This is a genomic window from Synechococcus sp. R6-7 (genome assembly GCF_047461695.1).
GTDB lineage: Bacteria > Cyanobacteriota > Cyanobacteriia > Thermostichales > Thermostichaceae > Thermostichus.
The window spans coordinates 1-15,659 of the sequence record NZ_JANSHS010000309.1; the positions used below are offsets into that span (position 1 = coordinate 1).

At 58.7% G+C, this 15,659-nt stretch carries 10 protein-coding genes; 6 read left to right on the forward strand and 4 right to left on the reverse strand.

The genetic code is table 11. From position 1 onward, the window contains the following. The coding region (locus NW815_RS09430; protein ID WP_414415943.1) for a hypothetical protein at positions 1–618 on the reverse strand (618 nt) is incomplete at its 3' end. A 165-nt stretch (positions 619–783) separates the two neighbouring features. Beyond that, on the reverse strand, positions 784–2,508 hold the full coding sequence (locus NW815_RS09435; protein ID WP_414389044.1) for an electron transfer flavoprotein: 1,725 nt from the start codon (positions 2,506–2,508) through the stop codon (positions 784–786). Between the two features lie 109 nt (positions 2,509–2,617). Here NW815_RS09435 and NW815_RS09440 point away from each other — a divergent pair, with 109 nt between their 5' ends. From NW815_RS09440 to NW815_RS09450, 3 genes are all read left to right on the forward strand, one after another. Next, entirely contained in the window at positions 2,618–3,751 is a 1,134-nt protein-coding gene (locus NW815_RS09440; RefSeq protein ID WP_414389046.1) for an anhydro-N-acetylmuramic acid kinase, read from the forward strand. Positions 3,752–3,971: 220 nt separating this feature from the next. Continuing rightward, positions 3,972–5,381 (forward strand): DUF2079 domain-containing protein, encoded by a 1,410-nt coding sequence (locus tag NW815_RS09445; RefSeq protein WP_414389053.1) that lies wholly within the window; start codon positions 3,972–3,974, stop codon positions 5,379–5,381. A 243-nt stretch (positions 5,382–5,624) separates the two neighbouring features. Further along, positions 5,625–7,673, forward strand: a complete 2,049-nt coding sequence (locus NW815_RS09450) for a PhoX family protein (RefSeq protein ID WP_414389047.1) — start codon at positions 5,625–5,627, stop codon at positions 7,671–7,673. 114 nt (positions 7,674–7,787) lie between these two features. Here NW815_RS09450 and ilvD read toward each other — a convergent pair whose 3' ends face one another. After that, positions 7,788–9,485, reverse strand: coding sequence for a dihydroxy-acid dehydratase (gene ilvD, locus NW815_RS09455; protein WP_414389049.1), 1,698 nt, complete (start codon positions 9,483–9,485; stop codon positions 7,788–7,790). Between the two features lie 372 nt (positions 9,486–9,857). Here ilvD and fbp point away from each other — a divergent pair, with 372 nt between their 5' ends. From fbp to NW815_RS09470, 3 genes are all read left to right on the forward strand, one after another. Beyond that, positions 9,858–10,856, forward strand: a complete 999-nt coding sequence (fbp, locus tag NW815_RS09460; protein ID WP_414389055.1) for a class 1 fructose-bisphosphatase — start codon at positions 9,858–9,860, stop codon at positions 10,854–10,856. A gap of 37 nt (positions 10,857–10,893) precedes the next feature. Next, on the forward strand, positions 10,894–12,447 hold the full coding sequence (gene zwf / locus NW815_RS09465; RefSeq protein WP_011433572.1) for a glucose-6-phosphate dehydrogenase: 1,554 nt from the start codon (positions 10,894–10,896) through the stop codon (positions 12,445–12,447). A gap of 193 nt (positions 12,448–12,640) precedes the next feature. After that, positions 12,641–13,552, forward strand: coding sequence for a tetratricopeptide repeat protein (locus NW815_RS09470; RefSeq protein ID WP_414389051.1), 912 nt, complete (start codon positions 12,641–12,643; stop codon positions 13,550–13,552). Positions 13,553–13,565: 13 nt separating this feature from the next. On the opposite strand, the gene dxs is transcribed toward NW815_RS09470, so the two are convergent. Further along, positions 13,566–15,512: a 1-deoxy-D-xylulose-5-phosphate synthase gene (gene dxs, locus NW815_RS09475; protein ID WP_414329390.1), complete on the reverse strand. Its 1,947-nt coding sequence runs from the start codon at positions 15,510–15,512 to the stop codon at positions 13,566–13,568. Positions 15,513–15,659 lie beyond the last annotated feature (147 nt).

The following is a 15,659-nucleotide window of genomic DNA, read 5'->3' on the forward strand; positions in this document are numbered from 1 at the left end:
GGGGGACTGCCAAAAGGCAGGCTGTTTGAGATCGAACTCTTGGCTCCAGGCCGGGAAAAAAGAGCCCAGTTTCTGCCCGGAAAGCCGCAGCCGTTGCAAAAAAGTCCATTCCAGACGGGTTAAGGCTCGCCGCAGAAAATCCCTAGCCCAATCCGGATCCGGGGCTTCTGCCGCCTGCAAGTTCACCTGCAGGAGGCCCAGTTTGGGATGGAAATGAACCCGTGCTTGGATCCCTTCTGGACGCAACAGGTAATTCAGTACCTGCTGGATGGCTACCCCATCCCCCCGCTGAGCGCGATACAGAGGGCTGTTGGGGTTGGGCTGGGGCTGGTAGCGCCACTCGCGGTGCCATTCCGGGATCCCTTCATTGGCCAGAAAGCCAAACAGCTCCACCTGACGCTGCCTGTGGGTCAGCGCCATTTGCTCCAAGGCCGGCGAGAGGCTCCCCAGCAAAGCATCCGGCTCAGGCAAGGGATCCCCCTCTAGGCGCAGCAACAGGCGGTGGCCGGAAAGCCGCGCTTGTACCTGGAGATAACCCAACCCCAGGGATCCCAGGGCTTTTTGCAGATCGGCCAAAATGGCGGGCAGAGGAGCCTGGACATCCAAAGAATCGCTCACCGACAAAAGATCCTCAACAAGCCGTAACTCAACCTAGCCAATTTCCTAGGTTGCTTGGATCCCTGGGATCGCCGGCCAAGATGGCCAGATCCATTCTGCTTTGGATAATTGCTAGACCCCCAGGATCAGGCGAGCTGCAGCGAACTGAGTTAACCTCAGCAACGGCTACAGCCCATAGAAATCCGGCCCGGATCCCTCGTAGCTGGGGTTGACCCGCAAGTTTAAGTGGGGACAGATGATCTCGCAGGTGCGGCACTGGATGCAGTTTTCCAAAGACATGGCATGGGAGCGGATGCCATTTTGGTCGCGGATGTGGTGTACCTCTGCTGTGCAGTCGGCCACGCAGGGGGTGGGGCGATTCAGCTTGTCGTAGGTGGCGATGCACCGGCGGCAGGTTTCGGCGTCGAACTCCAGGATGTGACGGTTACCCTCGGGGTAGCGGGGATCCGCGAAAAAAACCGCATCGGGCCGCGAGAAATAGCCCGGTCGAGAGGCCAATTCCTGGGGAGCCAAGGTTGTGGGGGCCACAAAATCCGCTTGAATGGCAGCGTGGGGGGCCACATAGCCTCGCGGGGGTGGCTCGCTGGGGCTGACCCGCCCGGTGAGCAGGGTGTAGGCGCGCAGAGTTTCTCGTCCGCGGCGAACGGGATCCTGTAAACCCCAGCGCAGGGATCCCAGCCAGGGATGGCCGGCATCGACGCTGCGGCACACCTGAGGCAAGTATTCTTCCAGCAAGCGGGAGTTCTCCAGAAAAGCCTCGCGGAAGTAGCGGCTGCGGTAGAGGTTTTGCCCCACTGCACTTTCCATCACCGCCCTTTGGTAGTCGGCCTGGATGCGCAGATCCCCTTTCAAGAAGCCATCGTGAATGAGGCCCGCCGCCAGATAGCCGGTTTCCATGGCATTATCCACCCCGGCCAAGCTGCCCACATCCAACACCCCCAGCGCATCCCCCAACAGCAGGGCTCCCTCAACGCCAAACCGGGTGGGCAGGCTGTGGTAGCCCCCTTCGGGAATCACGGCAGCCCCGTACTTGAGCAACTTGCCGCCGGCAATCAGGGACTGGATCCAGGGGTGAGCCTTGAACTCCTGCAGACGCTGCTGGGGGTTAAGGTTGGGGTTCTTGCTGTCGAGGCCGATGATCAGACCCAAAGCCAGGCGGTTTTCCTTAAGGCCATAGACGAAGCCGCCGCTGAAGCTGCCATCCAAAACCGGGTAGCCCAGGGTATGCCACACCTGCCCCTGCAGGGACTGGGGGATCTGCCACACCTCTTTGACCCCCACCGACCACAATTGCGGGTTGGGGCGCAGTTGAAACTTCTCGATGAGATCTTTGGAAATGAAGCCTTTGTCGCCAAAGCAGGTGAGTTCGGCAAAGATGCAATCTTCGTAAACTTGGCCGGAATCGCTTGCCCGTACCCCGATCACCCGCTCCCCCTCGTAGAGGATTTCATGGGCGGCAAAGCCAGGGAACACATCCAGGGTAACGTTCGGGATCCCTTTGGCTTTTTCCTGCAGGGTTTCGGCCAGCCAGCGGATCACGTGGCTGAGGGTGAGAATGAACTGCCCCTGCTTGCGAAATCCCGGCGGGATCACCGCTTCCGGCAGATCCCAGCGCTGTTGGGATCCCAGCACGCTCAAGTGATTGGCTTCCACCCGGCCTTCGTGGGGAAATCCTTGGCTTTCAAAATCGGGGAAGAGCTTGGCGATCACTTGGAGGTTGCAGATGGCGCCACTGACGATGTGACCGCCGAATTGGCGGGCTTTTTCCAAAATGGCAATAGAGATTTTCAGCCCAGAGAGCTTGGCCAGATCCAAAAGGCGGTGGGCCAAGATCAAGTTGGAGGAGCTTCCCCCCACCAAAAGAAGGTCGTAGCGGATGGCTTCACTCATAGTCCCCCACACGGTAGCTCTGGATACCCTGCCTGTATCCTAAAAAGGGGAAGGGGAAAGGGGGCAAAACTTTAGACCTTCTCAAGCCTCTGGTTGAGCCGCCAGCAAAATGATTGTCATTGGCTTAATGTCGGGCACCTCTGTAGACGGGATCGATGTAGCCATCGTCCGCATCGAGGGCGACGATTCCCTACAGTGGGAGTTGATACATTTCCAAACAATCCCCTATTCCCCGACGCTGCGGGCAGAGATTTTGCGGGCTGCGAATCCCAAAACCGGCACGGTAGATCACATCTGCACCTTGAACTTTCGCTTGGGTCGAGCTTTTGCGGCAGCGGCCTTGCAAGGGATCCAAGCGGCCCATCTTACCCCCCAACAGATCGATCTCATCGGCAGCCATGGCCAAACCCTTTGGCATAACCCCAGTGGGCCAGAAGCTTCGACTTTGCAAATCGGTGAAGCTGCGGTGATTGCCGAGCTGACCGGGATCCCGGTGGTGAGCAATTTTCGGGCGCGGGACATGGCAGCAGGAGGCCAAGGCGCACCTTTGGTAGCTTTTGTGGATTGGCTGCTGTTGAGGCATCCCCACCTTCATCGTGTGGCCCAAAACATCGGCGGCATTGCCAACCTCACCTATCTCCCCAGCCTCTGCAGTGGGGGATCCCCCTTGGCCTTCGACACTGGCCCCGGCAACATTTTGATCGATCTGGCGGTGATGCGGGCCAGCCAAGGACAACAAGCCTTTGATCGCGACGGAAAATGGGCTGCCCAAGGACAGATCCACTGGGAAAAAATTACAGAATGGATGCGGGATCCCTATTTTCAAAAGGCACCGCCCAAAACCACTGGTCGGGAGTATTTTGGATCCCTTTATTTGGAGCAAATTTGGACCCAATTTATATCTGCTCACGACTGTGTTGCCACCCTCACAGGGTTTACGGCCTGCTCCATTGCCCAAGCCTATAGGGACTTTTTGCCCGCGACCCCAGATCAAGTTATTCTCAGCGGTGGCGGCACCCAAAACCCTGTTCTCATGCAACTGCTGCAGGAGCAACTGCCGACCACAACCCTGCTGACTTCCGACCAAGTGGGGATCCCTTCTAAGGCCAAAGAGGCCCTTGCCTTCGCGGTATTGGCCTATAAAACCTGGCAAGGTAAGACCAACAATTTACCGGAAGCAACTGGGGCAAGACATGCTGCCATCTTGGGCCAAATCACACCCTCTTGTCGTAACCAGTCCTAACTCATCTGTATCGCTATCTCCAACAAGCTTGAGCCATTCCTCATACTCCCGAGGAAAGAGAAATGTGCGGAATTGCGGCGGAGCCTCTGCCGAATCCAGATCTCGCTAGGATGTCACGCAAGGCTGAGAAAAGCGATAAAGTTACCTTGCCAAGATCTATAAATCAAAAGCCCTAGTTCTTATGAAGGATCGTCCTCTGCCTCCACTTCTGCTGGCAATCATGATTTTTAATTTCTTCATTCTCTTTGGCTGTAGTGTTGTCCGGCATCACCTGTTTCAGTCTGGAGGATATGATCTTGGCATCTTCGACCAATCCATCTATCTAATCAGTCGGGGAGAGGTTCCGTTTTCGACCATTCGAGGGATCCACATCTTGGGAGACCACGCAGCCTTTATTCTCTATCCCATCAGCTTTTTGTACAGCATTGTCCCCTCGGTCTATTGGCTATTTGGACTCCAATCCCTGGCGTTAACCTTGGGAGCATTGGCTATTTATCACCTTGCACTTCAGGCCAAGGTCGATCCCAGCCAAGTGATGGTGATTGCCACAGCCTATCTTCTCTATCCGGCCATTTTTAACGCCAACCTTTTTGATTTTCATCCAGAGGTTTTGGCCGTTCCCCTTTTCTTGGCGGCTGTGCTCTGCATTCGCTCTGGAAAATTGTGGGGGTTCCTTCTCTGTTTGAGCGGCATTCTTGGCTGTAAGGCAGTGTTGTCTCTCAATGTTGTCGCCCTGGGAGCCTGGCTGTTGCTTTGGGAAAGAGGACGAATTCAAGAATGCTGGCAATGGCGCTGCCAAGTGGGCGGCTGGACGGCAATTGCAGCAGGATCGGCTTGGTTTGGGATAGCCACTTTTGGGATCATCCCTTACTTCAGCGGCAGCGAGCCGGCAGCCGTTTCTCATTACGACTATCTAGGGAATTCTGTTGCGGAAATTGTTCAAGGTTTAATCTTGAGACCGATGCTGGTTTTGAGCAAAGTCTTCTCTCTGGACACCCTGTTTTATGGATTTTTACTGGTTGCGCCTTTGGCTTGGGGCCTCTCTTGGCGACACTGGGATCCTTGGATCCCTGCCCTGCCAACTTTGGGGCTGAATATCCTTTCTAGCAATCCTGCTTATCGGGACCTGGTGCACCAGTACGCGCTGCCTGTTGTTCCTTTTCTATTTCTAGCTGTTATCGAAAACGGGAAGACGACCAACCCTCCCGCCTCTTCTGCGAAAGTAAACAAAACAGCCCTGATCTGGTCTTTGCTGGCTTTTTTGGCTTTGGCCAAGTATACCTTTTTCGGCTCCCTCTATCTCCAGTCTCTCGACACTTGGCAGGCCACTCGTGAGGCCCTTGCCCAGATCGCCACCTCAGGGGGCGTTCTCACCACCCATGAGATCAGCCCCCACCTCACCCATCGGCGGGTTATTTACTTTACCGACGAGAGCCGCTTTAAGGGATCCCCTCCCGACCAATGGGATCCCTTTGATTATGTCTTGCTCAACAGCCGCCATCCGGGGTGGCGCAGCAGCCCAGAGTTCTCCCAGACCCTGATTGCCGCTTTACAAAACGAAACCTCATTTCGACTTCTCTACCATCGCGATGGGGTGTATCTGTTCTCCAGGCTACGAGAAAGATCCTGACAGGCAGCCGCAGCAATGCCCTGCCTCATCGCAACAAATCGTTAAAAAAAATTGTTACGTCGATCTAAAGAAATTCTCCAAATCGGCAAGGCTTAACCTGGGCTTGGTCTCTCCTTAACTTCGAGCCACTAGTTTTGTAGTGCCTACCCTTATGCGTGAAAACAGTCACGCGGGGAATAGATGTTTTTTGTAAAACATCTAGCTTCTAGAAGACCGACAAGACAAGAGAAGAGGAGAACCAAAGTGAATAGCAATCCGCATGGCCCCCGGCTCCGTCATGGGGACGAGCCTCTGTGCAATCATTCGCCCAACCCCACTTTCAGCAGCATCCTGGAGAGCCGTTTGCAGCGGCGTCAAGTGCTGCAGGGGGGAATTGCTGCAGCGGTGGCCACCTTTTTTGGCTTGCCTGCGCTGAACGGTGCTTCCAAATCGGCAAAAGCCGCCAGTGGCAGTGCTTTGCTGGGCTTCAAGGCAATTCCTGTGAGCGCGGAAGACAAACTGGTGGTGCCCGAAGGCTACACTGCCCGTCCGCTGCTGGCTTGGGGTACTCCCATCACCGGCACCTATCCACAGTTCAAGCTGGAAAACACCGGCGCCGAGCAAGGGATGCAGGTGGGCAGCCACCACGACGGCATGCACTTCTTCCCCATTGATGGGAAGGATCCCTGGCAGGGCCGCTCTGATGAGGGCTTGTTGGTGTTCAACCACGAGTATGTGGAGCCGCGCTTCATGCACGCTGCCGCCAAGGGGCAAAAGTTTGACGACGAGGACTATCCGGTCAATCCCGACGGCAGCCGCGATCCCGATCAAGTACTCAAAGAGCTGAACGCCCACGGGGTGAGCATTGTCCACATCAAGCAGCAGGGGGACGGCAACTGGACTGTGGTGCGGGATCGCCTCAACCGCCGCATTACCGGCCTCACCCTCATGGAGATCCACGGGCCTGTGCGGGGATCTGACTTCGTCAAGACCAAGTTCAGCCCCGATGGCACGATGACGCGGGGCACCTTGAACAACTGCGCCCACGGCGTTACCCCCTGGAACACCTACCTCACCTGCGAAGAAAACTGGGCCGGCTACTTCACCAACACCAGCAAAGGGCCGGATCAAAAGCCCAACCTGCCCCGGGAGCACAAGCGCTACGGCGTGAGCACCGAGACCTCCCGCTACGGCTGGGAGCTGGCCAGCAACAAAGCCGACGAGTTCATCCGCTTCAACGCCACCCCCACGGGCGCCGATCCCACCCAGGACTACCGCAACGAGCCCAACACCTTTGGCTGGGTGGTGGAGATCGATCCCTTTGATCCCAGCAGCACTCCCAAGAAGCGCACCGCTCTGGGCCGCTTCGCCCACGAAGGCGTGGTGTTTCAGCCGCCGGTGGAAGGCCAGCCGATTGTGGCCTATATGGGGGATGATGCCCGCTTTGAGTACATCTACAAGTACGTCTCTGCCGAGCCCTACCGCAAGGAAACGGCGGGTGGACATCTGTTGGACAATGGCACCCTGTATGTGGCCAAGTTCAACGAAGATGGCACAGGGGAGTGGCTGCCGCTGGTGTTTGGGAAAAACGGTCTAACCCCGGAAAACGGCTTCACCAGCCAAGCAGATGTGTTGGTGAATACCCGCACGGCGGCGGATTTTGTCGGTGCTACTAAAATGGACCGGCCTGAGTGGGGAGCGGTGGATCCGCAAACCCGCATGGTCTACTTCACCCTGACCAACAACAGCCGTCGGGAACAAGACCAGGTGAACGCTGCCAACCCCCGTCCCAAAAACAAGTGGGGTCACATCATCCGTTGGAAGGAAGCCAACGACCGGCCTCAAGCCACCCGTTTCGAGTGGGATCTCTTTGTCTTGGCCGGGCCGCCTGAAGATAGCCGCACCCTATCAGGTCAACCCCTCAATGCAGATAACATCTTCAACTCTCCCGATGGTCTGTGGTTCGATGCCAGCCGTCGCCTCTGGATCCAGACCGACACCAGCGAAAGCAATCTCAACCAAGGGGATTTTGCTCCTTTTGGCAATAACCAAATGTTGGCTGCCGATCCGGATACAGGGGAAATTCGCCGCTTCTTGACCGGGCCGATTGGGCAGGAGATCACCGGTGTGGTCACCACTCCCGATCAGCGCACCATGTTCATCAACGTGCAGCACCCAGGCGCCAGCACCAGCGAGGACGACTTTGCTGCCGGCAAGGTCAATTCCCGCTGGCCAGACTACGACCCCAATCTCTACCCCCGCTCGGCGGTGGTGGTGATCACCAAAAATGACGGCGGGATCATCGGTACCTAGTTGTCTCTGAGGCCGTCAGCCCATAAAACCCAGCGGCAGGGATCCCTTCTCTCTGCCGCTTTCTCGCACTCATAGTCGCTTCAGGTTAGGTTGAGACGCCAGGGCTACGAGGAATTAATCCCACAGGTTTAAATCCGTCACTGCCCCCAGGCTGCTGCTGGAGACCAGCTTGGCGTACTTGGCTAGGGTGCCCCGTTTGTAGCGAGGCTCAGGAGGAGACCAGCGGGCGCGGCGGCGAGCCAGTTCTTCATCGCTCACGTGCAGGTGTAATAGGCGAGCCGGAGCATCGATGGTGATAAGATCCCCTTCTTCCACCAGGGCAATCGTGCCCCCCACATAGGCTTCGGGAGCCACATGGCCCACCACCATGCCGTAGGTGCCACCGGAGAAGCGGCCATCGGTGATCAGGCCAACGCTATCTCCCAAGCCGGCGCCGATAATCGCCGAGGTGGGCGAGAGCATCTCCCGCATGCCGGGGCCACCTTTGGGGCCTTCGTAGCGGATGACCACCACATCCCCTGCTCGGATCTGGCCGGAGAGGATGGCCTGCAGGCAGGACTCCTCTGAATCGAAGACCCGCGCCGGCCCGGTAATTTTCGGGTTCTTGACGCCGGTAATCTTGGCTACTGCTCCTTCGGGAGCCAGATTCCCCTTGAGGATGGCCAGATGCCCTTGGGGATACAGGGGGCTGTGCCAAGGGCAGATCACCTCCTGATCCGGGCTAGGCTCGTCCGGCACATCCCGCAGGACTTCGACGATGGTCTGGCCGGAGATGGTGAGGCAGTCCCCGTGCAGCAGGCCGTGGTTGAGCAGCATTTTCATCACCTGGGGGATCCCGCCGGCCCGGTGCAGGTCGGTGGCCACAAACCGCCCTGAAGGCTTGAGATCGCAGAGGACAGGCACGCGAGCACGAATGGTCTCGAAATCCTCTAGGGTGAGGGGCACTTCTGCCGCATGGGCAATGGCCAGAAAGTGGAGCACGGCGTTGGTGGATCCCCCTACGGCCATGATCACCGAGATGGCATTTTCAATGCTTTTACGGGTGATGATGTCGCGGGGGCGGAGGTTGGCTTTGATGGCCTCTGCCAAGACCTTGGCCGATTGGGCGGCACTTTCGGCTTTCTCTTCGTCTTCTGCAGCCATGGTGGAGGAGTAGGGCAGACTCATCCCCATAGCCTCAAACGCGCTGGACATGGTGTTGGCCGTGTACATGCCGCCGCAGGATCCCGCACCAGGACAGGCGTGGCGCTCCACCGCCAGCAGCTCTTCCTCGGAGATGCGCCCGGCACTGAACTCCCCCACCGCTTCAAAAGCGCTCACGATGGTGAGGTCGCGGCCATTGTAGTGACCCGGCTTGATGGTGCCGCCGTAGACGAAGATGGAGGGCACATTGAGGCGGGCCATGGCGATCATCGCCCCCGGCATATTCTTGTCGCAGCCGCCGATGGCCAAGAGGCCATCCATGCTCTGGCCGTTGACCACCGTCTCGATGGAATCGGCAATCACTTCCCGCGACACCAGGGAGTATTTCATCCCCTCCGTGCCCATCGAGATGCCGTCGCTGATGGTGATGGTGCCGAACACCTGGGGCATACAGCCCGCTGCCTTCAGAGCCGCCTCCGCCCGCTCCGCCAGAGTTTGGATCCCGATGTTGCAGGGGGTGATGGTGCTGTGGGCGTTGGCAATGCCGACAATGGGCTTGCCGAAGTCTTCGTCGCGAAAGCCTACGGCCCTGAGCATGGCGCGGTTGGGGGAGCGCTGTACTCCCTGGGTAACCACTTGGCTGCGCAGCGGGAAAGGGGAATTGGCCATCATTGCAAGAGGAAACCGGGACGAAGTAGGGAGAGGAGAAAAGGGGTAGAACTCATCCTACCGCGTTTCTTCGGGGGAACATGAGCTTTCCCGGAAAGAGGGATCCGACCAAATCTGAAGCAACTCTGTAAGTTGTCTGCACCTGCGCCAGGAATCGGCCAGCCTACCTAATAGAAGGGATCCCAGGTTCCAATCGCCCTGGCAAGACCGAGTCCTTGCACTCCGGGTCAAGACGCAGGGGTCGGGGATCCCTTGTATGGGTGTTTTTCTTTCGTGTTGGCGAAGCCTCGTATGGTTCTCAGCTCTCCTCCCTCCCCGCCGGTAGTGTCCAGCAGCGCCGACCGCGTTGGCGGGACAGAGTCCTCACAGGAGATGTCGCGGGATGTGCTCACCCTCTCCCGTCATGTTTTACAGCAGTTTGGCAGTTTTACGGCAGAGGCCCAAGACTTCAGCGCCCTGATGAACCGCATTGCCCTGGCCGGCAAGATGATCGCCCGGCGGCTGAGTCAGGCAGGACTGATCGAAGGGGCGCTGGGGGTTACCGGCAGCCTCAATGTCCAAGGGGAAGAACAGCAACAGATGGATGACTATGCCAACCGGGCCTTCATTCGCGCTTTGGAGCAAACGGGCCTGGTGTGTCGGCTGGTCTCGGAAGAGATGAAAACCCCGGCTCGCCTGCCGGAAAACTGCTCCCTCAGCCGCCTGGCCCTGATGATCGATCCCCTGGATGGATCCTCCAACATTGACGCCAACCTCAGCGTCGGCTCCATCTTCTCCGTCCTTCACCCTCTTGAGGATCGCCCGGAAGCGGACAACCAAGACCTGCTGCAACCGGGCCGTCGCCAACTGGCTGCGGGATATATTCTCTACGGCCCCAGCACCCAATTAGTCTATTCCGTCGGCAAGGGGGTACACGGTTTTACGTTGGATCCCAGCTTGGGGGAATTTATCCTCTCCCGCAGCGACATCCGCATTCCTGAACGCGGCTCCGTCTACAGCCTCAACGAGGGCTATTTTTGCCAGTGGAGCGAAGGGATCCAGAACTATGTCCGGTATGTTCACCGCCGCGATGGCTACATCTCCCGTTACAGCGGCGCTCTGGTGGCGGATTTTCACCGCATTCTCCTGCAGGGCGGAGTTTACCTCTATCCCGGCACCCAGAAAAAACCGGAGGGCAAGCTGCGCCTGATGTACGAGGCCAACCCCCTGGCTTTTCTGGCCGAGCAGGCGGGCGGGGCGGCCACCACTGGCACCGAGGCCATCCTAGACATCGTCCCCCAATCTCTCCACCAACGGGTGCCCCTTATCATCGGCAGCCGCGAGAACGTGGAAGAAGTGCTGCGCTGCCTAGAGGGTTCTCTGGTGCCCTAGGTTCTTCCCAATCCTTCTCTTTGAGCCAAGCTGGCCTATGGTAACCCTGGCAGAAAACCCCCTTCGCGTTGGTCTCAACCAAGAACGCACCCCGGATCCCTGCATTGTGGTGCAGTTTGGCGCTTCTGGGGATCTGGCCGCCCGCAAGCTGCTCCCGGCCTACTACCGGCTGTTTGGGCAGCGGCGGCTGCCGCCGGAGTTTACTTTGGTGGGGGTGGCCCGCCGCGATTGGACTCACGAGGTTTATCGGGAAAAGATGCGGGCTGCCGTGCAGGAGTTTGCCCCCCAGGACTTGGGGCCGGAGGCCCTCTGGCAGGACTTCGCCAGCCGCCTGTTCTATTGCCGCCTCGATATCGGAGATGCTGAGAGCTATCTGCGCCTAAAGCAGCTGCTCAGCCAGCTGGACGAAGAGCGGGGCACCCGCGGCAACCGAGTGTTCTATCTGGCGGTGGCGCCGGACTTCTATGCCCAGGCCATCCAACAGCTGGGGGCAGCTGGCATGGTGGCCGATCCGACCAAAACGCGGGTGGTGATCGAAAAGCCCTTTGGCCACGACCTCACCTCGGCCCAGGAACTCAACCGCCTTGTGCAGCGAATTTGCCAGGAAGAGCAGATCTACCGCATTGATCACTACTTGGGCAAAGAGACGGTGCAAAACCTGCTGGTCTTCCGCTTTGCCAACGCCATTTTCGAGCCTCTCTGGAACCGCAACTACATCGACCATGTGCAGATCACCGTGGCGGAGACGGTGGGGGTGGAGGATCGGGCCGGCTACTACGACACTGCCGGCGCCCTGCGAGACATGGTGCAAAACCACCTAATGCAGATCTATTGCCTGACGGCCATGGAGCCACCTGTCTCACTGCGCAGCGATGGGGTGCGCAACGAAAAGACCAAGGTGCTGCAGGCCACCCGCCTAGCGGATCCCCGCAATGTGGCAGCCGCAGCGGTGCGGGCGCAGTACGGCCCTGGCTGGATTGCCGGCAAGCCGGTGCTGGGCTATCGGCAGGAGCCCAATGTCAATCCCCAGTCCAAAACCCCCACCTACGTCGCTCTGAAACTGGAGTGTGATACTTGGCGGTGGAAGGGGGTGCCCTTCTACTTGCGCACTGGGAAACGCCTGCCCAAGAAGGTTTCGGAGGTGGCCATTCACTTTAAGCAGGTGCCCCTTTCCCTGTTCCAATCGGCAGCTCGGGAGGTGAGTCCCAACATCCTGGTACTGCGCATCCAACCCAATGAGGGCATCTCGTTGCGCTTTGAGGCCAAGATGCCGGGGCCAGAGATCCGCACCCGCTCGGTGGATATGGATTTCCGCTATGGGACTGCCTTTGGAGCGAGTACACCGGATGCTTACGATCGCCTGCTCCTGGATTGTCTGTTGGGAGATCCAACGCTGTTTACCCGTGCCGATGAGGTTGAAGCGGCCTGGCGGGTGGTGACGCCGGTGTTATCGGCCTGGGAGTCTGAGCCCGGCAGCGGCAATGGCGGCGGTGCTGCACCGCCTCTGTTCACCTATGAGGCCGGCACTTGGGGGCCAAAGGCTGCCGAAGATCTGCTCACCCAATCGGGGCGGCGGTGGCGACGCCTCTGATTTGGCTGCTCTCGGCTGGTAAACCATGGCCTATCCACCTCTGTGTAAGCCGGGGCACCCTCAGCAACAGGCAGAAGAGCATGAGCAGCTCAAGAGCCCTTTCAAATGGCCGCTGCAGAAGAGAACACCAAGACGTAGGGATCCCCGGCTGTTGCAGCTAACATGGGCATGGCCTGTTTATTGCGTGGGTATCATGCCGCCACTGTTGTTCCGGTTATCCGTCCGGCCCTGGCGAGCCTTGTCGGTGGGCCTGGCAGTTGTGTTGGGGATGGGAGGGTGGAGCTCTGCCCAGGCCCAGGTGTTGCTGCACGTCCCTCTGCCCAATGGGGGCTTGATGCAGGCCCAAGCGCTACAACTGGCCACCGACTCGCTGCGGCTGGCCCAGTTTGGTCAAACGGAAGAAGCGCTGCGCCGCCTGCAACTGGCCGTGGCCATGGTGCCCAACTCCTCAGAGCTGCTCTATGTTTTGGGCAACGTCCACCTAGAACTGGGGGACTTGGAGCAGGCGATTGCCTCGTTGCAGAAGGCCCGCGCCCTGTCTCCTCAAGATGGGGCTGTTCTCTACTCGCTGGGATCGGCTTATTTGCGGCAGGGCAGCTACTTTGCCGCTGCTGAAACCCTGGAACGAGCTGTGGCCCTGCAACCGGATAACCCCAACGCTCGCTTCCAACTGGGCAATGCCTACCTCATGCTGGATCGGTGGGATGCGGCCCGGCAGGAATATGAGAAGACCTTGGAGTTGGATCCCGCCTATTGGCCGGCCATGAACAACATGGGCTTGGTGGACTATGAGCAGGGGGATCTCGACGCCGCCATCGATCGCTGGGAACGCACGATAGAGATGAACAATGCCGTAGCAGAGCCCTATTTGGCCCTGGCGACTGCCCTCTACATTCGGGGAGAAACCGAACGGGCTGAGGAACTGGGGGCAAAGGCCATGCGCTTGGATCCCAACTATGCCCGCCTGCAGGTGTTGCGGGAGAATCTGTGGCGGGAAAACCTGCTGCGGGATGTGCAGATCCTCCTGCGTACCAGACTTGTTGCAGAAGCTCTGCAGCAAGCCGCCATCGAGCAGTTCAACCGGCGGATGGGCCTCTCAGAATAGATTCAGGATAGATTTAGGAATTGACAGTGGGAAGTTCTGCAGGGGATCCCTTGAGAACTCGTGCCTGAAACTTGGCCCGAATCCGCTCGGCAATCCCGGCACTGTTGAGGCCAAGGTCTGCAAGAGACTCTTCACGAGTAGCATGTTCTACCCAAATGTCTGGCACCCCCAGGCGCAAAAGAGGCACCCGGATATCGGCATCCAGGAGGGCTTCCCCCACTGCCGAGCCAAACCCGCCCATGAGGCAGCCTTCTTCCACCGTCACCACCAGGCGGCTTTGTTCGGCTAGGGGCAGGATTAGCTCTGTGTCCAGAGGCTTGGCGAAGCGGGCATTGACCACCGTGGCTGAGATGCCGTGTTCTTTCAAGATCTCCGCCGCCTGCAGGCTGGGATGCACCATCGACCCATAGGCCAGGATCAGCACCTCGCCGCCGCTGCGCAACACCTCGGCTTTGCCGATGGGCAGGGGTTCCCATCCCTCTTCTGCCAGAGGCACCCCCACGCCAGATCCGCGCGGGTAACGCATGGCGATGGGGCCCTGGGTGTACTGGATCCCGGTCACCACCATGCGCTGTAGCTCCGCTTCATCTTTGGGAGCCATTAGCACCATTTCCGGAATGCAGCGCAGATAGGCGATGTCGTACATGCCTTGGTGGGTGGGGCCATCGGCTCCTACAACTCCCGCCCGATCCAAGCAAAAGAAGACCGGCAACTTTTGGATACAGACATCGTGGATGATCTGGTCGTAGGCCCGCTGCAAGAAGGTGGAATAAATGGCCACCACTGGCCGCATTCCCTCACAGGCCATGCCAGCCGCCAACGTTACAGCGTGCTGCTCGGCGATCCCCACATCCACAAACTGATCCGGCAGCTTTTCCTTGAGCTTATCCAGGCCAGTGCCCGTATCCATAGCGGCGGTGATGCCGATGATGCGGGGATCCCGCTCGGCCAGCTTGCAGAGGGCATGGCCAAAGACCTTGCTGTAGCTGGGGGGCTTGGGCTTGGTGGGCGGGTAGGGCTTGCCGGTGGCCAGGTCGAAGCGGGATTGGGCATGATACCCCACCTGTTCCGCTTCGGCAGGCGGGTAGCCCTTGCCTTTGACGGTAGCTACATGCACCAGTACCGGGCCGGAGATGCCGTGGGCCAACTCAAAGGCATCCAACAACTCCGCCAGGTTGTGCCCGTCCACCGGCCCCACGTAGGTAAAGCCCAGCTCCTCAAAGATAATGCCGGCTTTGTTGTTTTGCACAGCGGTAACCAGCTTCACCGTTTCCTTGAGGCGGTCAATTTCCGGGCTGAGGCTGGATCCCAGTAGGGGCAGGTTCTTCAGTTGCTCTTCTAGGCTGTCGGCCAAAAACTGCACCGGCGGGCTGAGGCGCAGGCGGTTTAAATAGCGAGGGATCGCCCCCACATTGGGGGAAATAGACATGCCGTTGTCGTTGAGCACCACCATTAGGTTGGTCTTGGGCAGGTGCCCGGCGTGGTTGATGGCTTCATAGGCCATGCCTCCGGTCAGGGCACCATCCCCAATGATGGCCACCACCTTGAAGTTGTCTCCCCGCCGATCCCGAGCGATGGCCATGCCCAAAGCTGCCGAGATGCTGGTGGAAGCGTGCCCCGCCCCAAAGTGATCGAAGCGGCTCTCGCTGCGCTTCAGGTAGCCGGAAATCCCCCCCTTCTGGCGCAATGTGTGGAAATTGTGGTACCTGCCGGTGAGCATTTTGTGGGCATAAGCCTGGTGCCCCACATCCCAGATCACCTTGTCTCGATCCAGATCGAGGGTCTTGTAGAGGGCCAAGGTCAGCTCCACCACCCCCAGCCCTGGCCCCAGATGACAGCCGACCGGGGAATTGGCAGCCGTCTGCAGATGTTTGTCGCGAATCTGGCGGGCTAGGCTGCGCAACTGGCTCAGGTTCAGGTTTCGGAGCTGGTTGGGATGAGTGATGTCACTCAGGTGCATAATGGACTCGTCCTTCCGGTGTGATCTCACTCTAATTCATTTTCAGGAGGGGTTTTGTAGCCCTCCCTCTCAAAACTTCAAGGAATGCAGGGATCCCCCTTAATGCTGGGCCAAGGGCAGTAAACTACCCGACCCTGACTGCTTCGC